General features: G+C 66.3%; 22 protein-coding genes. 10 read left to right on the top strand and 12 right to left on the bottom strand.

What is annotated here, in order from left to right:
• Window positions 1-6: 6 nt before the first annotated feature.
• Window positions 7-162 (top strand): hypothetical protein, encoded by a 156-nt coding sequence (locus HMI58_RS02335; RefSeq protein ID WP_171584257.1) that lies wholly within the window; start codon window positions 7-9, stop codon window positions 160-162.
• Here the strand turns inward: HMI58_RS02335 and HMI58_RS02330 are convergent.
• From HMI58_RS02330 to HMI58_RS02310, 5 genes are all read right to left on the bottom strand, one after another.
• A complete protein-coding gene (locus HMI58_RS02330; protein WP_171618027.1) occupies window positions 159-1,154 on the bottom strand; it encodes a serine/threonine-protein kinase in 996 nt (331 codons plus the stop codon). The two genes, HMI58_RS02335 and HMI58_RS02330, sit on opposite strands and share 4 nt — an antisense overlap.
• A 138-nt stretch (window positions 1,155-1,292) precedes the next feature.
• The gene (locus tag HMI58_RS02325) at window positions 1,293-2,093 is read right to left on the bottom strand and encodes an alpha/beta fold hydrolase (RefSeq protein WP_171618026.1); all 801 of its coding nucleotides are present in this window, start codon (window positions 2,091-2,093) and stop codon (window positions 1,293-1,295) included.
• A gap of 26 nt (window positions 2,094-2,119) precedes the next feature.
• On the bottom strand, window positions 2,120-2,449 hold the full coding sequence (locus HMI58_RS02320) for a biotin/lipoyl-containing protein (RefSeq protein WP_171618025.1): 330 nt from the start codon (window positions 2,447-2,449) through the stop codon (window positions 2,120-2,122).
• Window positions 2,442-3,407, bottom strand: a complete 966-nt coding sequence (locus HMI58_RS02315) for an alpha-ketoacid dehydrogenase subunit beta (protein ID WP_225668085.1) — start codon at window positions 3,405-3,407, stop codon at window positions 2,442-2,444. Before HMI58_RS02315 ends, HMI58_RS02320 begins: the two co-directional genes overlap by 8 nt.
• Before the next feature lie 64 nt (window positions 3,408-3,471).
• Window positions 3,472-4,503: a thiamine pyrophosphate-dependent enzyme gene (locus tag HMI58_RS02310; RefSeq protein ID WP_171618024.1), complete on the bottom strand. Its 1,032-nt coding sequence runs from the start codon at window positions 4,501-4,503 to the stop codon at window positions 3,472-3,474.
• Between the two features lie 297 nt (window positions 4,504-4,800).
• Here HMI58_RS02310 and HMI58_RS02305 point away from each other — a divergent pair, with 297 nt between their 5' ends.
• The 7 genes from HMI58_RS02305 (at window position 4,801) to HMI58_RS02275 (ending at window position 12,203) form a co-directional block, all read left to right on the top strand.
• Window positions 4,801-5,283: an Lrp/AsnC family transcriptional regulator gene (locus HMI58_RS02305; protein WP_171618023.1), complete on the top strand. Its 483-nt coding sequence runs from the start codon at window positions 4,801-4,803 to the stop codon at window positions 5,281-5,283.
• Between the two features lie 174 nt (window positions 5,284-5,457).
• Complete coding sequence (locus tag HMI58_RS02300; protein ID WP_171618022.1) at window positions 5,458-6,228, top strand: NUDIX hydrolase; 771 nt, start codon at window positions 5,458-5,460, stop codon at window positions 6,226-6,228.
• 17 nt (window positions 6,229-6,245) lie between these two features.
• Window positions 6,246-7,547, top strand: a complete 1,302-nt coding sequence (gene nadA / locus HMI58_RS02295) for a quinolinate synthase NadA (RefSeq protein ID WP_171618021.1) — start codon at window positions 6,246-6,248, stop codon at window positions 7,545-7,547.
• Window positions 7,544-9,124 carry an L-aspartate oxidase gene (gene nadB / locus HMI58_RS02290; protein ID WP_171618020.1) on the top strand — a complete coding sequence of 527 codons (1,581 nt, stop codon included), beginning with the start codon at window positions 7,544-7,546 and terminating at the stop codon, window positions 9,122-9,124. The genes nadA and nadB overlap by 4 nt, the downstream gene beginning before the upstream one ends.
• On the top strand, window positions 9,121-10,041 hold the full coding sequence (gene nadC / locus HMI58_RS02285) for a carboxylating nicotinate-nucleotide diphosphorylase (RefSeq protein ID WP_171618019.1): 921 nt from the start codon (window positions 9,121-9,123) through the stop codon (window positions 10,039-10,041). Before nadB ends, nadC begins: the two co-directional genes overlap by 4 nt.
• The gene (locus HMI58_RS02280) at window positions 10,038-11,186 is read left to right on the top strand and encodes a cysteine desulfurase family protein (protein WP_171618018.1); all 1,149 of its coding nucleotides are present in this window, start codon (window positions 10,038-10,040) and stop codon (window positions 11,184-11,186) included. The genes nadC and HMI58_RS02280 overlap by 4 nt, the downstream gene beginning before the upstream one ends.
• 42 nt (window positions 11,187-11,228) lie before the next feature.
• Window positions 11,229-12,203, top strand: coding sequence for a DUF368 domain-containing protein (locus tag HMI58_RS02275; protein WP_318779212.1), 975 nt, complete (start codon window positions 11,229-11,231; stop codon window positions 12,201-12,203).
• A gap of 33 nt (window positions 12,204-12,236) precedes the next feature.
• On the opposite strand, the gene HMI58_RS02270 is transcribed toward HMI58_RS02275, so the two are convergent.
• Window positions 12,237-13,136 carry an alpha/beta hydrolase gene (locus HMI58_RS02270; RefSeq protein WP_171618017.1) on the bottom strand — a complete coding sequence of 300 codons (900 nt, stop codon included), beginning with the start codon at window positions 13,134-13,136 and terminating at the stop codon, window positions 12,237-12,239.
• A 121-nt stretch (window positions 13,137-13,257) separates the two neighbouring features.
• On the opposite strand from HMI58_RS02270, the gene HMI58_RS02265 reads away from it, so the two are divergent.
• The gene (locus tag HMI58_RS02265) at window positions 13,258-14,043 is read left to right on the top strand and encodes a hypothetical protein (protein ID WP_171618016.1); all 786 of its coding nucleotides are present in this window, start codon (window positions 13,258-13,260) and stop codon (window positions 14,041-14,043) included.
• A 10-nt stretch (window positions 14,044-14,053) separates the two neighbouring features.
• On the opposite strand, the gene HMI58_RS02260 is transcribed toward HMI58_RS02265, so the two are convergent.
• Window positions 14,054-14,971, bottom strand: a complete 918-nt coding sequence (locus HMI58_RS02260) for an oxidoreductase (RefSeq protein ID WP_171618015.1) — start codon at window positions 14,969-14,971, stop codon at window positions 14,054-14,056.
• A 103-nt stretch (window positions 14,972-15,074) separates the two neighbouring features.
• On the opposite strand from HMI58_RS02260, the gene HMI58_RS02255 reads away from it, so the two are divergent.
• Entirely contained in the window at window positions 15,075-15,878 is an 804-nt protein-coding gene (locus HMI58_RS02255) for a transglutaminase family protein (protein WP_171618014.1), read from the top strand.
• On the opposite strand, the gene HMI58_RS02250 is transcribed toward HMI58_RS02255, so the two are convergent.
• The 5 genes from HMI58_RS02250 to HMI58_RS02230 form a co-directional block, all read right to left on the bottom strand.
• Window positions 15,872-16,375: a MarR family winged helix-turn-helix transcriptional regulator gene (locus HMI58_RS02250; protein ID WP_345890608.1), complete on the bottom strand. Its 504-nt coding sequence runs from the start codon at window positions 16,373-16,375 to the stop codon at window positions 15,872-15,874. The two genes, HMI58_RS02255 and HMI58_RS02250, sit on opposite strands and share 7 nt — an antisense overlap.
• A 37-nt stretch (window positions 16,376-16,412) precedes the next feature.
• Window positions 16,413-17,501: an LLM class flavin-dependent oxidoreductase gene (locus HMI58_RS02245; protein ID WP_171618012.1), complete on the bottom strand. Its 1,089-nt coding sequence runs from the start codon at window positions 17,499-17,501 to the stop codon at window positions 16,413-16,415.
• Window positions 17,502-17,585: 84 nt separating this feature from the next.
• Window positions 17,586-20,735 carry an efflux RND transporter permease subunit gene (locus HMI58_RS02240; RefSeq protein WP_171618011.1) on the bottom strand — a complete coding sequence of 1,050 codons (3,150 nt, stop codon included), beginning with the start codon at window positions 20,733-20,735 and terminating at the stop codon, window positions 17,586-17,588.
• A gap of 47 nt (window positions 20,736-20,782) precedes the next feature.
• Window positions 20,783-22,285: a malate:quinone oxidoreductase gene (locus HMI58_RS02235; protein WP_171618010.1), complete on the bottom strand. Its 1,503-nt coding sequence runs from the start codon at window positions 22,283-22,285 to the stop codon at window positions 20,783-20,785.
• Between the two features lie 90 nt (window positions 22,286-22,375).
• On the bottom strand, window positions 22,376-23,977 hold a 1,602-nt coding region (locus HMI58_RS02230), incomplete at its 5' end, for an ABC transporter substrate-binding protein (protein ID WP_171618009.1).

The raw sequence follows: 23,977 nt of genomic DNA, 5'->3' as shown, positions 1-23,977 counted from the left end.
AGCGCCATGACTGAGCAGCCTGACCACGAGGACGCGAACGCCGACGAGAAGTCGAAGGGCCCCGACGGCACCATCCCGGAGTCCGAGGACGGCGTCGGCGCAGGAGTCACCGAGGATCCATCGAGCTTTGAGCCCGAGGAACCTGCAGAAGAAGAAAACTAGCCCAGTCTCGGCGCGTGGGCCGGTGGTGCGGGGATGTACACCTTGCCGGTGATGACGTTTCCGGTCACGATGCCACCGGTCATCACGCCGCCGGTCACCGGCTCCGACGCGTCTGCGGGCTCGTCGGAGCGCGTGCCGATCAAGGGCCTGAGCACCTTGCTCTCGTCGGCATCGAGTGCGTACTCCCGCAGGACCAGGGCCACTTCATGGGCATCGGGACGCTGCTGGGGATCGCGCGCAGTCATACTGGTGAGCAGGGTGCCCCACACCGGTCCCAGCGAGTCGGGAACCTCCGGGTCGCGCAGCAGTCTGGCCACCGCGGCTTCGACCACCGCACCCGGGAAGGCCTTCTGACCGGTGAGGCACTCCAGCAGGACCAGGCCGAGGGAGTATATATCGGACTTGGCATCGACTACCGAACCGTGCGCCTGCTCCGGGCTGAGGTAGTTGGCGGTCCCGATGGTGGCTCCCGTGGCGGTAGCCATGGTGGCATTCACCATCCGGGCAATCCCAAAATCGGTCAGCTTGGAATACAGCCGGGTGTCATGCTCCCCGGCTCGGTAAAGCAAAATGTTGGCAGGTTTCACATCACGGTGGATGACCCCCTGCGAGTGGATGTAGGCCAGCGCGTCGGCCAGGTCCGCACCAAGCTGCGCCACCTCAAGAGGTTCCAGGCGCTCTGCCTTCAGCAGCTTCCGCAGGTCCCTGCCGTCGACAATTTCCATCACCAGGAAACTGGTGGTGCGGCCTGATTCGTCCTCGTGCAGACCCGCGTCATGCAGCGTGACCAGGCCCGGGTGGTTCAGCGTGGCCAACAACAGGGTTTCGGTGTGCTGGCGCCGGTAGTCGTCGTCATCCGATGTGCTCGGATTGAACACCTTGACTGCGACATCGCGGCCAAGGTTCTCGTCGGTCGCCCGGTACACCGAGGACGCGCCGCCCGTTCCGAGCAGCTCAGCGGTCCTGTACCGCTGCCCTAACAGTTGGTTCACGGGTTCCTTAAATTACTCATGGTCGGCGAGGATCAGCACCTGTAAAGCTAAGCCCGCTGACTATGCCACGCTATCGTACTCGCGGGGTGAAGGGTTGCGCGCCACACGTTGGCCCCCGGAAACAGCTTCCGGCACCGCCTACGCGTTGAGGAAGTCGATTGCCGCCTTCTTGAAGGCCCGCGAGGTGATGGCGTTGGTGTGGGTGCGGCCGGGGAGCCAGAGCGTCTCCGTCCTGTCGCTGAGAGCGGCGAGGTCGGGCATGGTGGCTGCCCGGTCGTCGTTTTCCCCGGCGACCAGCAGTAGCGGCATGTGGGGGACGGCCTCCGCGGCAGTGAAGGGCTCGCCCTTGATGGCCTCGACCATGGTCAGCAACGCAAACACGTCGTGGGACGGCACCATCCGTGCCATCCGCAGCAGGTCGGCTGTCGAGGCGTCCTCCACCGGTGTGCCGTCGGTGAGGTGCCGCTGTGCGGCGGCGAGGTCGAAGTCGGCCAGCGGATCGGCCGATCCGGGACCGCCCAGCACCATGCGATGCACCAGCTCGGGCTGGGTGGCGCCGAATTCCCAGGCCAGGCGCGAGCCGAGGGAGTAGCCGATGATGTCCACTCCGCTGCCCGGCGTGGCGTCATCGAGTGGAATGACGTGGAAGTCCTGCAGGAGCTGCAGAAGATCTGCCCGGATGCGGCTGGGCGCGTATGCGTCGCGCTCCTCGGGGGAGGCGCTGTTGCCGTGACCGGGTAGGTCAACGGTAATTACCCGGCGCCCCGCCTCGGTCAGTGCCCGAATCCAGCCGGTGTCCTGCCAGTTCAGTTTCGTTGAGGAGGCAAACCCGTGCAGCAGCAGCACCGGCCGGGAGGCCGACTCCTGCGCCGGGCTGTGTTCCTCAACGAACAAGTGCGGGTCAATGCCCTCTACCAGGTGGTCCCGGTGCCGTCCCATGTCGATCTCCCTCAGGTGAGAAGCGTCTAGTCGTCGTCGTCGATGGGGCTCAGGCGCACCCGCCGTTTGGGTGCCTGCTCCTGCGGAACCGTTCCGACGATGCCTGCCGTATTGTCGGGGACCTCAAACACGATCAGTGGGTCGCCGACCAATACCGTCTCGCCCGGCTCACCGTGAACCCTCACCACGACGCCGGCCTGCGGCGAGGGGAGCTCCACCGCGGATTTAGTGGTCTCCACCTCGACCAGGGGCTGGTTGCGCTCGACGGTGTCACCCACGGCCACCAGCCATTCCAGCACGGTTGCCTCGATGAGGCCCTCACCCAGGTCGGGTAGCGGAAACGAAAGTTCAGCCACGACGATGCTCCAATACTCGTTGAATGCCGAACAGGATCCGGTCGATGTTCGGCACGTACTCGTCTTCCAGATCACCGGAGGGGTAGGGAACGTCGAATCCTGTCACCCGTTCCACCGGTGCCTTCAGGACATTGAAACACTCCTCGGTCACCAGCGCAGCGATTTCGGCACCCAACCCGCTGGTGCGTGGCGCTTCATGCACGACGACGGCCCGCCGGGTCCTGGTCACCGAGGCGGCCAGGGCTGCGGTGTCGATCGGTTTCAGCCAGCGCAGGTCGAGAACCTCGACGTCGATTCCGTCCTCGGCGGCGAGCTCGGCGACCTGCAGGCAGCGAGCCACCATGGCGCCCCACGCGATGAGCGTGACGTGCCGCCCGAGACGCGCCACCCGCGCTCCCTCAAGCGTGCCACCGTCGGCTGTGTCGACCGGACCCTTCTGCCAGTACCTGGCCTTCGGTTCCATGAAGATCACGGGGTCGGGCCGCCGGATGGCGTGCTTGAGCAGGTGGTAGGCCTGGTGCGGATCAGCCGGCGAGACCACTTTCAACCCGGGCACGTGGGCGAAGAGGCTCTCCAGGCTTTCCCCGTGGTGTTCGGGTGCACGGATTCCGCCGAAGCTGGGGACGCGCAACGTGATGGGCATCGGGAGGGTGCCGCGGCTGCGGTAATTCATCCGGCCGATCTGGCAGACAATCTGGTTCACGGCCGGGTAGGCGAATCCGTCGAACTGTACCTCGGGGATGGGATGGAACCCCGCCATGGCCAGACCGACTGACATGCCGAGGATGCCCGACTCTGCCAGGGGGGTGTCGAACACCCGGTCTGCGCCGAACCGCTGCTGCAGTCCGTCGGTGATCCGGAAGACGCCGCCCAGCTGCCCGACGTCCTCACCGAAGATGAGGGTTTTGGTGTTTTCTTCGAGCGATTCGGCAAGCGCCCGGTTCAGGGCCTGCTGCATGGAGAGGTGCTCCAGGTGGGACCCGGTCCCAGCCAGATCCGGTGCCGTGATCTCTGCTGTCTGCTCAGACACGCTCTGATTCCTCTCGCCAGGTGGTTTCCTGGTGCTGCAGTGCCGGGGTGGTCTCCTGGAAGACGTATCTGAACATGTCGGCACCGGGTCGCGGCGCGAGGGATTCAAGGCCCTCGCGGACGCGCTCGGCTTCCGCCTCGGCGTCGGCGAAGACCGACTCGAAGTAGTCGTCACCGGTCCCGTAGGCGGTGCGGAGCAGGTCCGCGCACCGTTGCACAGGGTCGAGGCTGCGTGCGGCCTGCTCATCGGCGAGGGAGCGGTACCGGCCTGGATCGTCGCTGGTGGAGTGGGGGCCCAGGCGATACGTAGTGGCTTCGATCAGCATCGGCCCGTTGCCGGCGCGGCAGTGCCCGATGGCCTGCCGGGTGGCAGCGAGGACGCTGACGACGTCGTTCCCGTCCACTGCGATCGACGGCATTCCGTAACCCGCGGCGCGGGCGGCAACGGCGCCGCCGGCCACCTGCGCGGCGGTGGGGACGGAGATGGCCCAGCCATTGTTCTGTACAAAGAAGACCACCGGCGCCTTCATCACTGCGGCAAAGTTCATCGCCTCGTGGACGTCGCCCTGGGAACTGGCGCCGTCGCCGAAGTAGGTGAGGGCGACACCGGTCCCGGCGCCGTGAACCGGCTCGTGCTGGGCCAGGGTCTGTCCGTGGGCCCACCCGACGGCGTGCAAGACCGAGCCCGCGACGACTGCCTGGATCGGGGCCAGGTGGGTGGCAGCGGGGTCATAGAGGCCGCCATGCCAGGTTGCCTTGTGGGTGGCCATGTACTGAACCATGTCAACGTTCATGGCCCGGGCGACGCCCATTTCACGATAGGTGGGGAAAACCAAATCGCGGGCGGTGTCGACGGCGTAGCCGCTACCCACCTGGGCAGCCTCCTGCCCCAGCAGCGGAGCGTAACCGGGGATGATGCCCTGCCGCTGCCAGCGTACGGCAGCAATGTCCAGCTGACGCACTCTGACCAGTAACTCGTAGAGCTTCGTCAGTTCCTCCTGGGGAGGGGTGGGCGTGGAATTCATTGCCGTCCTTATGATGGGGATCACTCTGCTGCAGTGACGGTACGTCTTCGGAGTGGTCACTGCAATCTGTGTATAAGAACCTGAGCACTATGTAGAGAATCGGTGAGGGTTTCCGGTGATCACTGCACAAAGTGTTCGTTAGACTGGAAATCGACCGACACAAAAAAAGCGACAGGAGCACGTGCGCCGTCGAACCCACCCCTGCCGCTTGGTCGTTAGACCAATGACTGTGACAGTAGTCACTAATCCACTGTGACACAACACGGGCCGATCCCCGGCGTGTCCGAGAGGTAGCACATGTCCATTGACCCGCTCGACTCCCGTATCGCTGAGCTATTCACTGATGATCCGCGAATGAGCGTGCTGGAGGCGTCGCGGCGTCTGTCAGTTGCCCGGGCGACCATTCAGGCGCGTCTGGACCGGATGCAGCGCGACGGTGTGATTGCCGGCTGGGGTCCGCGGATCGAGCCGCGCAGCCTTGGCTACCCGGTGGTGGCGTACTGCTCACTGATCATCCACCAGGATTCCGGACACGATGCCGTCTCCACGGCGCTTGCGAAGATCCCCGAAATCCAGGAGGTGCACACTGTGTCGGGGGAGAGTGACCTGCTCGCCAAGGTGGCAGCGCGGTCCAATTCGGATCTCCAGCGAGTGATCGACGCCATCATCGCCACGCGGACTGTCGTGCGCTCGTCGACTGTCATTGTGCTCAACACCCACTTCGAGGGGCGCACCCTTCCGCTGATGCGGGCTGCTGCGGACCAAGACGCGACGGGCTAAACGCCCCGGCCCTCCTCTCACTCCGCTGTCCCGGCGTGGGCACTAAAACGGGCGGGTTGGAGAACCGGCTATTTGCCGCTAAAATTAGTTATAGTCACTCTGACATTAAGTCGGGATGGAAATCATGCAGCGGCACCGGCAGCAATGCATTCGGCGCAGGATCGAGGGGAACCAATGTATGGAGGTGTGACCTATACGGATGCGGCGAACGTCTCCGAGCGGCAGCTGCAGCCTCCCGCACTGGCCATTTCCACAGTGATCTTCGCCCTCCGACCCAGTGTGACATCGGGCCGCCCCACCCTCTGGCTACCGCTCGTCCGCCGGATCAGGCAACCGCATCTGGGCAAGTGGGCATTGCCCGGCGGTCCGCTCGCCCAGATCGAATCACTTCAGGACGCAGCATCCCGCAACCTGAAGGAAACCACTGGACTGGTGCCCAACTATCTGGAACAGCTGTACGCGTTCGGTGGGCTCGACCGGGCGGCCACGCAACGTCTCGTCTCGATCGTCTACTGGGCGCTGGTCCAGCCCGACGAGGCGGCGCTCACCCAGGAGTCCGAGAACGTGAGATGGTTCCGGGCGGACAAGCTGGAGGACCTCGCGTTCGACCACAACTCAATCGTTGACTACGCGCTCTGGCGGTTGCGCAGCAAGATGGAGTACGGGTCGATCGCCTACCACTTCCTCGGCGAAACCTTCACGCTGGCGCAGGTCCGGGAGGTCTACGAGGCGGTGCTGGACCGGCACCTGGATCCGGCGAACTTCCGTCGTCAACTCCGCGCCACCCCGGACATCACGCCCACCGACGAGTACCTGCAGGGAGTCCGCCACCGGCCGCCCCGGCTGTACCGCTACACGGGGACCGCCGGCACCCTCGGCACCCAGGCCGCCCCGACGCCTGCCTCCACTACCTCCAGCACGTCCCGCACCGCCCCCACTGACTAGATTTCCAGGAGCCTCCCATGACCAGTGTCGCCACCGCCATCGAGCTTGTGACCCGTGAACAAGCAATGTCGCGTGAACAAGCATTGACCGGGCGCGCTACCACCTGCTCGCCCGCCCTCGCTAAGGACCCATGGACGGTTGACCGGGAGGTGGCACCCACCTATGGGCCCGGCGCCTCGATGGGTGACAGGGCTCCGGCCACCACGCCACGGCAAGGGGAGTTGCCCGAGGAGTACCGCCTCGCCACCGACGCGGAGCTGGACGCGCGGATCCTGTCCGCGAAGGCCACGCTGGGGGACCGGGCAGTCATTCTCGGTCACTTCTACCAGCGCGATGAAGTGGTCAGGTACGCCGACTTCGTGGGAGATTCCTACCAGCTGGCGCGCGCCGCCACCGAGAAGACAGCTGCGGAAGCGATCATCTTCTGCGGCGTCCACTTCATGGCCGAGACTGCCGACATGCTCTCCCAGCCTGAGCAGGCGGTCATCCTTCCGAACCTCGCGGCCGGCTGCTCGATGGCCGATATGGCCGATATCGACTCCGTGACCGATTGCTGGGAGGACCTGGCGGAGTTGTTCGGGACCGAGCCCGACGCCGACGGGCGGGTCCCGGTCATCCCTGTCACCTATATGAACTCATCGGCCGCGCTCAAGGGGTTCTGCGGGCGGAACGGCGGTATTGTCTGCACCTCCTCGAACGCGGCTGCAGTTCTTGAATGGGCGTTCGAGCGCGGGCAGCGTGTCCTGTTCTTCCCCGACCAGCACCTCGGCCGGAACACAGCCAAAGCCATGGGTGTGCCGCTGGAACAGATGCCCCTGTGGAACCCGCGCAAGCCGCTCGGCGGTAACCAGGAGGCCACCCTGCAGGACGCGAAAGTCATCCTGTGGCACGGCTTCTGCTCCGTACACAAGAGGTTCTCGGTGAACCAGATCGACAAGGCCCGGGCCGAATTCCCTGGCGTCCGGGTGATCGTGCACCCAGAATGCCCCATGGAAGTGGTGGACGCAGCCGACGAGGCCGGCTCCACCGACTACATCCGCAAGGCAATCGAAGCCGCCGCACCGGGCACCACCTTCGCCGTCGGCACCGAAATCAACATGGTCAACCGGCTCGCTGCCCAGCACCCCGAACACACCATCTTTTGCCTGGACCCGGTGATCTGCCCCTGCTCCACCATGTACCGGATCCACCCCGGCTATCTGGCCTGGGTCCTTGAGGCACTGGTCAACGGGAAGGTCCTGAATCAGATCACCGTCGATGAATCCGTGACGGTCCCGTCCCGGGTGGCACTTGAGCGTATGCTCGCCGTGCAGCCATGACCGCTGCACCGCTGGGGCGTGTCCTTGTGGTCGGCAGCGGTATCGCCGGTCTGTACGCCGCACTCTGCCTGCAACGGTCCAGCCCCCGTACGGCGGTCATCCTTGCCACCAAGGGAGAGCTGGAGCACAGCAACACCTGGCACGCACAGGGCGGGATCGCCGCGGTGCTTCCGAATCCTGCAGTGGGCCAGGACTCGGTTGCCGACCACATTGCCGACACCCTGGCAGCCGGCGGCGGGGCCTGCGTGCCGGATGCGGTTCAGGCCCTGTGTTCTGGGGCCGCCGACCACATAGCGGCTCTCCTGGACCTCGGTACACCCTTCGACCGCACTCCTGCTGGTGAGCTGGCCCTCGGCCGGGAGGCCGCCCACTCAGCGTCCCGCATCCTGCACGCTGGCGGTGACGCCACGGGGGCCGCCGTCGCCCGGGCGCTCATTGCTGCGGTCCTGCACAACCCCGGAATCGAGGTGCTGGACCACTGTTTCCTCGCCGATCTGCTCACCGAGGGGGCTGCGGAGCAGTCGGTACGCGGCGCGCTCCTCCTTCGGGAGGGTGAACCGATCACCGTCGACGCCGACGCGGTGGTGCTCGCCACCGGGGGAGCGGGGCAACTGTTCGCCCACAACACCAACCCTTTGGTGGCCACCGGTGATGGGCTCGCCGCCGCCTGGCGTGCCGGTGCCGTCGTCAAGGACCTCGAGTTCTTCCAGTTTCATCCCACTGCCCTCGATGTCCCCGGCAACCTGCTGATTTCGGAAGCAGTCCGCGGCGAGGGTGCGGTGCTGCGGGACGCGTCGGGGAACCGTTTCATGAGCACCTATCACCCGGCAGCCGAGCTGGCGCCGCGGGATGTCATTTCCCGGAGCATTGCCCTGCACCTTCGGGACCGCGGTGAGGACCGGGTGTACCTCGACGCCACCGGGCTGGGGGCGGATTTCCTCGCCAGCCGGTTCCCGTCCCTGCACCGGCACACCGCCGCCCATGGCTTTGACTGGGCGGTCGACCCGCTGCCGGTAATCCCAGCCGCCCACTACTGGATGGGCGGAATCCAGACCGACCTCTGGGGGAGGACTTCGCTCCCGGGGCTCTACGCGATCGGCGAGGCCGCATGCACGGGAGTCCACGGCGCCAACCGCCTGGCGTCGAACTCATTGCTGGAGGGCCTTGTCTTCGCGGGCCGGGCTGTTGCCGCGATCACCTCCCAAGCGGTGACCTCCCACGCCCTGACCCCTGGCTGGCCCAGGTTCGCCGCGACAGGGCTCAGGTTTCCCGACGGCGAACGCAGGGAGGTCTGCGACCGCCGCACCCTGCAGCAGCTCATGAGTGACCACGCAGCGGTGACGCGCAGCGCGGCCGGCCTGCAGGTCGCCGCCAAACAGCTCGACCAGTTCGCCGGTGCGACCGGTTCTCCTGAGGAGCGCGAGACCGGCAACCTGCTGACGTCTGCCCGGTTGCTGGTCCATGCCGCTGCCGCGCGGGAAGAGTCCCTCGGCGCCCACTACCGCACCGATTTCCCGGGCCGCGCCGTCCCCGGCAGCGCACCACACTCCACCGCCTTCCGAAGGTCACACCCATGAACCAGCCGACCGGTCAGCCGGCAACGCCCGACGTCGACCCCATCGTAGCCGCAGCGCTCGCCGAAGACGCGCCCTGGGGCGACATCACGTCGGAGACCCTGATCCCCCCGTCGGCCTCCGCCGAAGCCTCGATCGTCGCCCGGGAGGCGGGAGTCTTCTGTGGCCAGCAGGTCATTGAGGCAGCGCTACGACTGACCGACCAGCGCGCCAGCGTGCGGTTCCTGGTCGCGGATGGGGAGCCCTTCGACGAGGGCGCCGTCCTGGCCGTCCTGTCGGGACCCGCGCGGTCACTGCTGCGGGCCGAACGGGTGGCGCTGAACCTGGCGCAACGGCTCAGCGGTATCGCCACTCTCACCGCCCGATTCGTCGCCGAGGTGGAGGGTACCCGCGCCCGAATCGTCGATACCCGCAAAACCACCCCCGGGCTGCGGGTGCTGGAACGGTACGCGGTCCGCTGCGGGGGAGGCTTCAACCACCGGTTCAGCCTGTCCGACGCCGTGATGGCCAAGGACAACCACCTGGCCCTCCTGACCCGCGGCGGCGCCATCGGGTTGACCGAGGCGCTCAGGGCAGCGAAGTCCCGGCTTCCCCACACCATCCATTTCGAGGTGGAGGTGGACCGGATCGACCAGATCGAGCCCGTGCTCGCCGCGGGGGTGGACACAATCATGCTCGACAACTTCTCGCTGGCCGAGTTGGCCGAGGGAGTGCAACGCGTGGCAGGGCGTGCACTGGTTGAAGCCAGCGGCAACGTCCGGCTCGACACCGTCGGCGCGATCGCCCACACCGGGGTGGACATCATCTCCTCCGGGGCACTGACCCACAGCGTCCACGCCCTCGATCTGGGACTCGATCTCGACCTGGGACTCGATCTCGACCTGGACCGGGACCATGACGTCCCAGGTGGCGCCCGGTGATTTACCTGGATGCCGCCGCCACCGCACCGGTCCGCCAGGAAGTCCTGGAGGCAATGTGGCCTCTGTTGACCTCGGAGTTCGGCAACCCCTCCAGTCACCACGGTCCGGGCGAGACGGCCGCCACTGCGTTGAGTAATGCCCGGAAGAGCGCCGCGCGGGTCCTGGGGTGCCGCCCCGGTGAACTCACCTTCACCTCGGGTGGGACCGAAGCCAACAACCTTGCCCTGAAAGGCATTGCGCTCGCCTCGCCCGGCGACCGGCACATCGTCACCAGCGCCATCGAGCATCCCGCTGTCCTGGAAACCCTCGACTACCTGCACCGTCTCCACGGCTTCAGGATCACCGTGCTCCCGGTCTCCGCCACCGGGCTCGTCGACCCCGACGGCCTGAGCGACGCACTGACCCCCGGCACCACCTGCTGTTCCATCATGTACGCGAACAACGAGGTGGGCACGGTCCAGAACATCAGGGCGCTCGCCGACCGGTGCGCAGCGGCCGGCGTGCCCTTCCACACGGACGCGGTGCAGGCTGGGGGCTGGCTGCCGCTCAGTGTCGCGGACCTGGGCGTCGACGCTCTCACGCTGTCCGGCCACAAGCTGGGGGCACCCAAGGGGACCGGCCTGCTGTATGTCAGGTCCCGGATTCCGCTGGAACCACTGATTCACGGTGGCGGGCAGGAGCGCGGACGCCGGTCAGGAACCGAGAATGTCGCAGGAGCCGTGGGGTTCGCCGTCGCGCTTGGCCGCGCGCAGGGGGAGCGGGACGAGGCCGTCGTAGCCGCGACAACTCAGCGGGACTACCTGATCAGACACGTGCTGGACACGGTCCCGGGAGCGATCCTGACCGGGGACCGGGGACAATGCCTGCCCAACCTTGCATCGTTCTGCTTCCCCGGCACCAGCGGCGAGTCAGTCCTCCTGGAACTGGAACGGCGAGGCGTCGTGTGTTCCAGCGGCTCAGCCTGCGCCGCGGGCAGCGACGAACCTTCCGCCGTCCTGCTGGCCCTGGGTATCGACCGGGAAACCGCTCAGACCGCCGTACGCTTCTCCTGGACGTCTGCCACCACCGAACGCGACATGGCCCTCGCCGCGCGGGCCGTGACTGCGGCTGTTGCCACCGTCAGGGGATTGGGGCGCCCGGCGTAATCTGGCAGGACCCGCCAGTTCCGGCATACTACAGTTAAAAGGGTGACTTCTTCAGCCCCCACCCCCGTGAAGCCCGCTCCCTCTGTCCGGTCCAGCCTTGCCCACGTGATCCGTGGTGCGCTGATCGGGATCGTCGAACTGGTGCCGGGGGTCTCCGGCGGCACCGTCGCGCTGGTCCTGGGCATCTTCGACCGGCTGATCTCCTCGGCCAACCACCTGATCCGCGGCGTCATCCGATTCACCCTCAGGCGCCAGGGCCGCAGCGCGGCCCATCACCTCTCTGGCGTCGAATGGGCGCTCGTCGTGCCGTTGGTTATCGGTATGTTCTTCGCCCTGTTCACGCTGTCCGGCCCCCTGCACGCTTTCGTCGAGGGCCAGCCGACCATCTCGAGTGCACTGTTCCTCGGGATGGTGACGGCCAGCCTGCTGGTGCCCATCTCGATGGCTCTGGATGCGGGACCAATCACCCGGGCCACCCTGGTGGGCGGTCCGGTGGTCGTGTTGCTCGTGGCGGGTGCCGCGTTCTGGCTACTGGGCCTGCCCGCTCTGCAGGTGCAGGAGCCCGCGTGGTGGGTCCTGGTGCTGAGCGGTGCTGCCGCGGTGTGTGCCCTGGCCCTGCCGGGTCTGTCCGGCTCCTTCATCCTGCTGACTTTCGGCATGTACGAACCCACTCTCGAGGCAGTGAGCGAACGGGATTTTGGTTACCTGGCTCTCTTCGCCGGTGGCGCCGTCCTGGGGCTGGCCTCGATTGTCCAGCTTCTCGCGTACCTCTTGCGGGTGCACCGGCGGGCGGTCCTACTGGTTGCCACCGGCCTGATCCTCGGTTCGCTCCGGGCGCTGTGGCCCTGGCAGGACAACAGTGTACTTCTGGCGCCCGACGGCGACTGGCTGGCTCCGCTGCTGGCCGCTCTCGGGGGTGCAGCGGTGGTCCTGCTCCTCTGGTCACGGGAACGCCGAGGGAACGCCGTCGCCGCTTCCCTCCAGGAGCCGGGTCCTTCCCGCGGTGAGCCTTTCTAGCAGCCGCCCCAGCTAACCGTGGTCCCGCCCCGGCTAGCTCGTCGCATCTTCGATGTCCCGGGCTGGTGTGTTCGCCAGGATCCATGCCACGGCTTCCGGGTCCTCGATGTGGGCGAAATGTCCGGTACCCGCCAGCACCTGCGCCCGGGCACGGGGGAGCAGCCGTGCCAGTTCGTCCATCTCCGCGGCCGGAGTGAAGACATCCCGTTCGCCCCGCAACAATACCTGGGTGCCGCCGGCCGCCTTCCAGTGGGCGAAGTCGAAGTGCTCCAGCGCCTCCGCCGCTACCGCAAACGCGGCTGGTCGGGCGTCGGTGGCGAGAGCGGTGACCACCGGCCCAGTCAGGGCCGAGGGACTGACCACGAATGGCCGCAACACCAGCCGGAGCAACCCAAGGCGGCGCACCATCGCCACCAGCGGCGGTCCCAGCTGCCCGGTGAGTTCAAGAAACCTCATAATGGTCTTCATCCCGAGCAGCGGTCCCATCGGGTAAAGGTTCCGCCAGGGGTGGCGAAGGGCCTGTGCCGCGACCAGCGCTGTCGGAGAGAGCACCACCACCGTGAGGGTCCGGTCCGGCTCAACGGTCGCGACCTCGAGCGCCGGCACAGCGCCCATGGAGTGCCCGAAAAGCCGCCACTGCCGGTATCCCGCCCGCGTGAGAACCTCCACCACCGCCGCGGCCTGCGCCTCGATGGTGAATCCTCCGATGCCCGGAGAGTCACCCCACCCGGGCAGGTCGATCACCACGGTGTCGACGTCGGTTGGGAAATTCCGGGCCGCCTGCAGTTCCCTGAATGTCCGCCACGAACCAGCGGCACCGTGCAGCAGAACCCATGGTGGAGCGTCCACACCGGCAGTCCTGGAGATGCGGACGCGCACCGGACCCAGCGCTGTCGGGAAAGCTGCCGAGGTAAGTGAGGGGTCGGGGGTCATAGGGGTAATTCTCCACGGCGGCCGGGGCGGATGGCCCCTCGGGTGAGGTGCCTCACTGAAGGGACGTGACTGGGTAGACTCGGATCACAGGCCCTGACCTCCGACACCAAAGGACACACAGATGAGTCGATCACGGTCAACCACGCGGGTGGTGTCAGCCGGTGCGTTACTGCTGGCCGCCTCGCTGACGGTCTCGGGCTGCACCGGCGTCGAGATCGGGGACCGGCCAGTGCAGTCCGCTGCACCGTCGTCGGACGCCAGCTCCGCCGCCCCGGAAGCGACCGCCGAGCAGGAGCCAGTGCCGACAGTCGCCCCCCGTCCGGCGCCCGACGACGACTGGCAGGTCTTCACCGACCCGGCAGCCCTCGTGAGCTTCGAACTACCGCCAGATTGGACCGTCGAGCCGATCGAGGATCCGGGTGACGGTTTTGAGCCCGAGTCGATCCACTTCGCCGTCGATAACGCCGACGGCGACCCGATGGCAGAGTTGCACACCGGAATCACGCCCGTGGAGCAGGACTGCGATCCGGACAACGCCAGCCCCTACACGGTAATCCTCAGCCAGCCGGTGGACCTGCCGTCCACCGCCGAGGCTGAGCAGTCAATCGACCCGCGGCTGGTGGTGCGGCTGATTGAGGGCTACCGGTTCTTCAGCTCGTTCGGGGTGACCGACGTGGTGGGGGGTGCCGACGGCGCGGCCTGCGAGCTGTACAACACGGTTCAGGGTCCCGAACACGTGGGGCTCTACTCCTTCGGGGACGCGATCTCTTTCACGGCCTTAACGCCCGAACAGGTAGGATCCCGGACGGCGTCGTTCGACACCATCGCGGACGCCGAGGAGTTCTTCGACTCCGACCAGTTCTCTGCGGTGCGCCGGATGATCGCCTCGCTCGAGGTGGCCCAGTAGCGCTGGGGTCTCAGGCCGCCGGCAGATTGGGGAACGTGACCCCGGTCATCGCGGCGCTGAACTCCCACAGCCTGCCCGCCACCTCTGGGTCTAGGACCTTCGGCTCCGGTGCCACGAGGACCGCGTCGCCCCGGGTCTCCCCGGGTCCATCCGGTCCCGAGTAGTCGCCGCCGCTGGCCAGTGGGGCGGTGGCTGCCCGGAGGATGGGCAACGCACCAGCGATGTCGGACTGGCCGAACAGTTTGAAGAATCCGCCCAGCACGTCGAGCACCGGGGTGGTCCCCATGCCGGCGGTGAGGTTGGTGTTGGACAGGCCCGGATGCGCAGCGACCGCCAGCAGTTGCTCACCGGTTGCCCTGACCCGGCGATCCAGCTCCATGGTGAAGTACAGATTGGCGATCTTGCTCTGGCTGTAGGCAGTCCACCGGCGATACCTGACGGTCGAGTTCAGGTCGTCGAAGTTAATGGAACCACGCTTGTGGGCCAGGCTGGACACCGACACCACCCGCGGCGACTCGGCCGCCCGCAACCGCTCCAACAGGAGGCCGGTGAGGGCGAAGTGACCCAGATGGTTGATGCCGAATTGCTGCTCGAAGCCATCCTCGGTGACGGTCCGTGGTGTCGCCATCACCCCGGCGTTGTTGATCAGCAGGTCCAGCGGCTCGGTCCAGTCCTCGGCGAAGCGCCGCACCGAGGCCAGCGACGCAAGATCGAGGATCCTCAGTTCGGCGGACGCACCGGGAACCCGTGAGCGAACTGTCTCGAGCGCCTGCGCGCCACGGGACTCGCTGCGGCAGGCCAAGGTGACCCGGGCGCCCCGTCGGGCCAGGGCGATGGCTGTCTGCAAGCCGAGGCCACTGTTGGCTCCGGTGATCACCACTGTGCGACCGTCGAGGTCGCGGGTCTGGAGCTGAGGAGTGGAATTCACTAAGGAGCCTTCCTTGTTCTACGGTGGTGATAGCTTTCAGCATAGAGTCCGTATCCGGCCTTCCCGTGCACTGGCATCCCCACCCTTGATCAGGAGTACCCTCATGCAGCGATCCGTGACTGCCCGTTTGACCGCCCAGACCCGCTCGGCGTCCTCACTCGTTTTCGCCCTGGCTGCCGTGCGCAACGAGGGGTACACCAGCTTTGAGGAGGACCTGTTGATCACGGTGAACGACCAGCCGGTCATTCCCGGGGAACTCGCTGACATTCATGGCGGCCGCCTGCACACCCTCAAGGTGGACGGCGAGGCGAGCATCGTGCTGGACTACCGGGCCACGGTCACCGGGTTCGCGACCCCCGAGGACGTCTCGGAGGCTGATCTGATCCGCTATGTGCGCCCCAGCCGCTACTGCGAGTCCGACCGGCTGCTACCGACGTCGTACGCCGAATTTGGATCCCTGAGCGGCACCGAACTGCTGGGCGCCGTGCGGGAATGGGTGGGCAAGGAGCTGGCGTACGTCTCCGGCTCCTCCCGGCCCACCGACGGGGCGGTGGAAACCCTGCTGGGCCGCCGCGGCGTGTGCCGTGACTACGCGCACCTGGTGATCTCGCTGCTGCGCGCCAAGGACGTCCCCGCGCGCCTGGCCGCCGTGTATGCGCCGGGGCTCAGCCCCATGGACTTCCACGCCGTGGCGGAAGCATGGGTGGATGATGCGTGGCACGTTGTCGACGCCACGGGGCTGGCACCCCGCGAATCGCTGCTGCGCATTTCCACCGGCCGGGACGCCTCGGACACGGCGTTCCTCTCCACTGTCGGAGGAAGCCTGCAGCTCTCCTCAATGGAAGTGACAGCGGTGGTGGACTCACTCCCCATCGATCAGCCGGAGAAGCTCGTCCAGCTTCAGTAGTCGGCGCGCTCCGGGTCGTCGACACCCTCGCGGATCCGCCGGGTCAGGCTCAGCAGTTGTTCCAGCTCCTCGGTGCCAAGGATCGGGCCGAGCAGCGAATGAATCACTCTGACGTGCGCCGCGCCGATCTCTCTCTGCAGTTCCTTGCCCGAATCAGTCAGTCCCACCATCACACCACGCTGGTCATCGGGTGCTGGCTTCCGCTGGATCAGGCCCTTGCCCTCTAGTCGCTCCGCCATGCGGCTGAGGCTGGGCTGGGAGATCAGCAGCTGGCGGTTGAGTTCGTTGAGCCGGGTCCAGCCGGTGGGGCAGCGGCTGAGGTTGAACAGCACGTCATACTCACCGATGGCCAGCTTCTTGAACGACGGATCGTTGCGAAGCTGCCGCATGACCGCAACCTGGGCCCGGAACAGCGATTCCCAGGCTTCAGCCGTCAGTCGGATCGCCGGTCCTGTGGTTTCCGGTCCGGTGGTGTCCGATACAGCTGTTTCAGGCACTCTGGTTTCAGGCACTGTGGTTTCCGTCCCCGTTGACTCAGGCACTGTGGGCCTCGGACAGTGCCTGGAGCCTGTTCTGGAAGGTTGGAGGGGCCGGGATATTCTCCGGGGTGCGCTTGGCGAACTCCTGGCGAAGGACGGGGAGCACCTCTGAACCCAGCAGGTCCAGTTGCTCAAGCACGGTCTTCAGCGGCAGCCCCGCGTGATCCACCAGGAACAGCTGACGCTGGTAGTCGCCGAAGAACTCCCTGAACGTAAGGGTTTTTTCGATGACTTCCTGGGGGCTGCCGACCGTCAGGGGTGTCTGCGACGTGAAGTCCTCGAGGGAGGGCCCATGCCCGTAGACCGGTGCGTTGTCGAAGTACGGGCGGAACTCCCGCACGGCATCCTGGGAATTACGGCGCATGAAGAACTGTCCGCCTAGCCCCACGATCGCCTGCTCCGGCGTGCCGTGGCCGTAGTGCGCATACCGCTCGCGGTACAGGGTGATGAGCTGCTGGTAGTGCTCCTTCGGCCAGAAGATGTTGTTCGCGAAGAACCCGTCTCCGTAGTAGGCGGCGATCTCGGCGACCTGTGGTGTGCGAATCGACCCGTGCCACACGAAGGGGGCGACGCCGTCGAGCGGGCGCGGGGTCGACGTGAAGTTACGCAGCGGGGTCCGGTGCTTGCCCTCCCAATTCACCACATCCTCGTCCCACAGGCGGCGCAGCAGGTTGTAGTTCTCGACGGTGAGCTCAACGCTGTCCTGCTGGTTCTTGCCGAACCAGGGGTAAACCGGTGCGGTGTTGCCACGGCCGAGGATCAGGTCCACCCGGCCGTCGGCGAGGTGCTGCAGCATCGCGAAGTCCTCGGCGATCTTCACCGGATCGTTGGTGGTGATCAAGGTGGTGGAGGTGGAGAGGATGATGCGTTCGGTCTGCGCGGCGATGTAGCCGAGCATGGTGGTGGGGGAGCTGGGCACGAACGGCCGGTTGTGATGCTCGCCGGTCGCAAACACGTCAACGCCTACATCCTCGGCATGCTTGGCGATGGTGACCATCGCCTTGATGCGCTCGTGCTCGGTGGGTGCCGTCCCCGTCATGGGGTCGACTGTCACATCTCCCACGGTGAAAATGCCGATCTGCATGGTTCCTCCTCCAAGTAGATGCATGTGCATCTACTATAGCGTCAACTGGAGGATCCGGCAGTTTGTTCCCTGACCCGTGCCAGGTTACTGGGGGAGCGCGTGCCGCCCGGTCCGTGGAGCCTCGCTTGGCTCGGGATGACGCGACTTCTCTCGCGACTCCCGACGCCCTTCCACCAGCCGGTAAAGCACCGGCACCAGGATCAGTGTCAGCGTGGTCGAGGAGACCAGACCGCCCACCACCACGACGGCGAGCGGCTGCGAGATGAACCCGCCCTCACCGGTGAATCCGAGTGCCATTGGCGTGAGCGCGAAGATCGTTGCCAATGCGGTCATCAGGATTGGGCGGAGCCGTTGCCGGGCTCCCTGGATAATCGCATCCTCGAGCCCCATGCCGGGGGAGCCGTCGTGCGGGCGTCGGTACTGGTTGATGAGGTCAATGAGCACGACGGCGTTGGTCACCACAATCCCCACCAGCATCAGCATGCCCACCAGTGATGGCAGGCCCAGTGGAATCTGGGTGATCACGAGCAGGGCGATGGCACCGGTGGCGGCGAACGGCACCGAGACCAGCAGGATCAGCGGCTGGATCAGCGATTTGAAGGTGGCGACCATGATCACGTACACGATGGCGACAGCTGCCCAGAGGGCAAGGAACAGTTGCGCGAAGGATTCCGCCTGCTCTGCCGATGCGCCACCCAGGGTGGCGGTCGTCCCGGCGGGCAGATCCACCTGGTCCAGCCGCTCGGTGACCGTAGTGGTGAGGGCACCCAGGTTCTGTTCCGACGGCGTGATGGACACCTGGGCCGTCCGCTCGCCGTTGGCGCTGGTGATGGACAGCGGAACCTCGACCTCGACGGCTGAAGCCACGGAGGTGAGCGGGATGGGTCCCGCGGGGGTGGGGAGCTGAAGATCCTGCAGCTGCTCGAGGCTGGTCACCTCGGTGCCCTCGCCGATGAGGACTGGGTAGTCAGTGGTTTCCAGGCGTACCTGGCCGCCGGGAATCGGGCTGATGCTGCCACCGAGGAGGCCCGCGATCTGACCCTCGCTGAGGCCAGCGGCGACGGCCTCAGCCCGGTCGACACTGATCTGTACCTGCGGCTGGGCCGCGGCCAAGTTGCTGGTCACGTCCCGGGCGCCGTCGAGACCCTGCATGGCGTCCAGGACGGCGTCGCTGGCAGCCTGCAGCTCATCGGGGCCGGGGGCGGTGATGTTCACGTCGATCGTGCTGGAGGTGCCGAGGCCGCCCTGCTGCGCGGACAGGGCGAAGGTGCCGACGCCGGTCAGCGACTCCAGTTCCTCCCTGACATCGTTCTGCAGCTGCTCCTGGTCGGCATCCTCGGCGGTGATCACGGTGAAGGACGCTACCGAGGTGCCACCGGACAGCCGTGCGGCGAACCCACTGTTCGCATTGCCGACGGTGACCTGCACCTGTTCCACCCCGGGGAACCCGGCCAGTACCTCCTCGGTCTGGCCAGCCGCTGCCACGGTGGTGTCCAGGCTGGATCCTGGCTCAAGGGTCTGGTTGATGCTGAAACTGTTTTGCCCGGTGTTTCCCAGCAGGTTGGTCTGCAGCAGGGGAATCATTGCCGCAGTGCCGGCCAGGACCAGCACCCCGGCGGAGAGAGTCCACACCGGGTGCCGCTGGGTGGTGCCCAGGATCGGTAGGTAGCCGCGCTGCAACCAGGACTTGCGCTCTGCCTCGTGCGCGTCCTGGCGCACCCGGTCGGGGTCCACGCCCGGGGTCGCAGCGGGCAGGAACCAGTACGCCAGCACCGGCACAATGGTGAGCGAAACCGCGAGCGACGCCAACAGGGCGATCGTCGTGGTCAGCGCGAACGGCCTGAACAGTTCACCGGCGAGGTCACCGACAAAGGCAATCGGCGCGAACACGGCGACGGTGATCAGCGTTGATGCGGTAATGGCCCCGGCGACCTCCCTGACCGCCGTCAGGATGGCCTCGCGTTTGTCTTCGCCGTAGCTGAGGTGCCGCTTGATGTTCTCGATGACGACGATCGAGTCGTCCACCACCCGGCCGATGGCGATGGTCAGGGCGCCCAGGGTCAGGATGTTCAGGGAGTACCCGGTCACCCAGAGTCCGATGAACGTGATCAACAGGGACAGGGGGATCGAGATCGCGGTCACCAGCGTGGACCGCACTGACAACAGGAACACCAGGATCACGACGACGGCGAATCCGAGCCCCAGGATTCCCTCGGTGGTGAGGTCGCTGATGGAGCGTTCGATGAAGGGCGCCTGGTCGAAGATCACTGTGATCTCGGCGTTGTTCCCCAGCTCTGCCTCCAGCTGCGGCAGGAGTTCTTCCACCAGGTTGGAGATCGCGACGGTGTCGCCGTCCGGAATCTTCGTCACGGTCAGTGCCAGGGTCTCGGTGCCGTTGGTGCGGGTGACCGAGGTGGCGTCGTCGTCGGCGACGGCTACCTCGGCGACCGAACCGATGGTCGGTGGCGTCTGGCCCGCTTCGCTGGATCCGCCGTCGGGTAGGAGCGGGAGGGCGCGGATGTCATCCAGCGAGGCAATCGGACTCCCGGCCTGGATGGTGAGCGATCGGTCGCCGTCCTCCAGCGTGCCCACCGGGATGAGCTCCCCGTTGTTCTCGAGCGCAGTGGTGATGTCCGCGACCGTGAGGTCGTTGGCGGCGAGATCCCGCTGATCGGGCAGGATCGAGATGTACTGGTTGGCCCCACCGCTGACTTCCGCCGCCCGGACGCCCTCCAGCTGCTGCAGCCGCGGCACTGTGAGCCGGGCGAGGTCGCCGTTCAGTTCGCTCAGCGGCTGGTCGGAGGACACGGCCATGAAGACGATCGGCAGGTCGGCGATGCTGCCGGCCAGCGACTGCGGGGTGACGTCTTCGGGCAGCAACGGGCTGACCGTGGAGATCGCCCGGTCGACCTGGCCGCGGGCGCGGTCGAGGTCGGTCCCGTAGGCGAACATCAGGTTGATGGTCGACACCCCGGTCCGGGATGTTGCCGACGACGATTCCAGCCCCTCCACACCGCTCAAGGCAGTCTCGAGCGGTTCGCTGACCTGCTGGTCGAGGTACTCGGGGGAGGCCCCCGGCACGGACGACAGGACGGTGATCTGTGGGAACTCAAGCGAGGGGATGAGTTCCTGCTTGAGGGAGCCCATCGTGATCACACCGAACACCGAGGCCAGGATGGTGATCAGTGCAATCAGCGCACGGTTTCGCAGGGAGAGCTGAGCCAGACGGAACATGTGCCGTGCCTTCTACTTCTGCCGGCCGGTCAGGGCTCTGGCGGTGGTTACTGGAGCTTCAGCACCCGGTCGGTGCGGGCCAGGATGTCTGCGGCGAGGGAGCTGTTCTCGTTGAGCTTCACGCCGTAGCCGGGGATCATGTCCTTGAGTTTCGGTTCCCAGGCAGGCAACTGCGCGGGGAAGCAGCGCTTGAGGATCTCGAGCATGATCGGGGCGGCCGTCGACGCCCCCGGGGAGGCCCCGAGCAGTGCGCCGACCGAACCGTCAGCAGCGGTGATGACCTCGGTGCCGAACTGCAGCACTCCGCCCTTGCCGGGTGCCTTCTTGATGATCTGCACGCGCTGCCCCGCCGTGATCAGGTCCCACTGGTCGCCGTCGGCGTCGGGGATGAACTCGTTGAGGTAGGTGTTCTTGGCGTCCCGGTTTTTCAGCACCTCGGAGATCAGGTACTTCGTCAGCGGTACGTTGTCCTTGGCGACCGCCAGCATGGGCACCAGGTTTGAGGTCCTGATGGATCCTGGCAGGTCAAAGAATGAACCGCGCTTGAGGAACTTGGTGGAGAATCCGGCGTAGGGGCCGAACAGCAGGGACCGCTCGCCGTTGACGTACCGGGTGTCGAGGTGGGGCACCGACATGGGGGGTGCGCCGACCGACGCCTGGCCGTAGACCTTGGCGTTGTGCTGGTTCACGATCTCGGGGTTACCGCACTTGAGGAACTGCCCGGAGACGGGGAAGCCCGCGAAGCCCTTGCCCTCGGGGATGCCGGTCCGTTGCAGCAGGTGCAGGGCGCCGCCGCCTGCGCCGATGAACACGAAGCGTGCGTTGACGGTCCGCGCCTGGCCGGTGGCACGGTTACGCACCTTGACTTCCCAGCGGCCGTGGGAGCCGCGGGACAGGTCGGCCACGTCGTGGTTGTAGTTCAGGTCGACACCATTGGAGTCGAGGTAGCTGGTGAGACCGCGGGTGAGGGAGCCGAAATCGACGTCGGTTCCGCCGGCCACCCGTGAGGCGGCAACGGGCTGGCCCTCGGGCCGTCCGCTCATCAGCAGCGGGGCCCAGTCGGCGATGGCTGACGGGTCCTCTGCGTGTTCGATCGTTTCGAACAGGGGCTGGGCCCGCAGGGCTTCGTAACGGTTGCGCAGGTAAGCGGTGTTCTTTTCGCCCCAGACAAAGCTCATGTGCGGTACGGGATTGATGAATCCGGAGGGATCGCCCAGGTGTCCGTTCTCGACCATGTGCGCCCAGAACTGCCGGGAGACCTGGAACTGCTCGTTGATGGCGACAGCCTTGGCCGGGTCTACGGTTCCGTCAGGGCCGGCAGGCGTGTAGTTCAGTTCGCACAGGGCAGCGTGTCCGGTGCCCGCGTTGTTCCACGGGTCGGAGCTTTCAAGGCCGGCACGGTCAAGGCGCTCGAAGAGCGAAATGCTCCAGTCGGGCTGGAGTTGTTTGAGGAACGCGCCCAGTGTGGCGCTCATGATTCCTCCGCCGATCAGGACGACGTCGGTGTTCTCTGCGGGCATTCCCGCCTGGCTCTTAGCAGTCAACTTCATCTCCAGTGGCAAGGGCGCTTAGCTTTGAAGCGTAGCGTCTGGTGGGTTCCTTGGGTAATTGGGCCCGCCCGCTCGGCGGGGTAACGGTCATCAGTCGCTCCCGGCGGGCTCCAGGTCGACGTCGGCCAGATCGATCAGGTTGAACACCTCGTTCATCACAGGGCTGACCGGGTAGCTGGTCACCCGTTCGGAGACTGCCAGGACCGAGATGGGGAAGGCCAGCGGGACGGCCGGCAGACGGCGGGCGAGCTGGTCGCTGATGTCCTGGTAGGCGGCCACCCGGTCTTCCCCGTTCGGCAGGGTGCGGGCACGGTCAATTTTGCTGAACAGCTGGTTGTCCTCGAAGGCGAACTCGTCGGTGGTTGCGCCGAAGAGCTGGCCAACAAAGTTGTCGGGGTCCTGATACGTTCCGCTCCAGCCCAGCAGGTGGAACGCGCGGTCGTCGTCGTTCTGCACTGTCTCGAGGTACCCATCCGCCCATGAGGTGGGAACCGGCTCGATGGTGAATCCGGCTTCCTCCAGCTGTTCCTGCAGGACAGCGAAGACACCCTCGGGCTCAGGCAGGTACGGGCGCGACACATCGGTGGGGTAGTGGAACGGCAGTGGCTCGCCGTCGTAGCCGGAGGCTTCGAGTAGTTCCCGGGCCAGTTCGACGTCGTACTCGTAGGTGGTGATGTCGTCGTTCGTGACCGCGAGCTTCGGTGGCGTGAACTGGTCCGCGGGCGCCGTCCCGTCGAGGAACCGGCCAGCAATGACTGCCTGCTTGTCGATGGCATGCGCCACTGCCTGGCGGAACAGGAGGCTGTCGACGCCGGGGAAGTCCTGGTTCATGCCGAGGTAGAGGACCGAGTAGGGGTCGCGTTGCAGGAGTTGCTGGCCCTCCCGGACCAGGTCTCCGGCGTTGTCCACGGTGACGAAGTCGTAGCCGTCGATCTGGCCGGTGTTCAGCGCCTCGAGCCGCTCATCGGCCAGGGGGAGTGTGGTGAACACCAGGGTGCCGATCTCCCCGCGGACACCCCAGTAGTCCTCGAAGGAGGACAGGCGGACCTCTCCCGGCTCCCAGCTTTCGAACGTGTAGGGCCCGGTGCCCACCGGGTTCAACGAATACTGCGACACGGCAGTCCCATTGATCTCCTCGGACAGGTCATCGGCGGAGAGTTCCTCCAGGGCCCTGGGTGAGGACATCGCGAAGGACGGCATGGCGAGGGCCGGGATGAACCCGGTGAGCCGGCTGTTCAACGCAATGAGCACCTCATATTCGCCGAGCGGCTGGCACGACGAGTAGATGGAAAGCTCAGGCTGGTCCGAGTAGGCATTGAACACCGAGCCGAAGGTGATGGTGCTGTCGAAGGCCCGGGTCTCCTCGGGCAGCGAATACCACCGCTCGAAGTTGGCGCACACGGCTTCCGCATTGAACGGCTCACCGTCGTGGAACGTGACGTCCTCACGGAGGCTGAAGGCATACGCCCGGCCATCGTCCCGCTCATCCCAGGAGGCGGCGAGGAGGGGGACAGGTTCGGACGTCGTCGGGTCGATGCCCACCAGGCCCTCCAGGACCTGCCGGGTGACCCGGTAGGACTCGGTGTCGGCTACCAGCGCCGGATCGAGGCCGATCGGGTCGGCAGCGGTGCCGAAGGTGAAGACCGCTTCAGGGTCCTCTGCGGGAACCGTGGGTGGGGGTGTGGTGGTGGG

Origin of the sequence: Arthrobacter sp. 147(2020) (assembly GCF_013116715.1) — a bacterium.
Lineage (GTDB): Bacteria > Actinomycetota > Actinomycetes > Actinomycetales > Micrococcaceae > Arthrobacter_D.
Note: the sequence above shows the minus strand (reverse complement) of the source record. Positions and strands in the feature narration are given on the sequence as shown.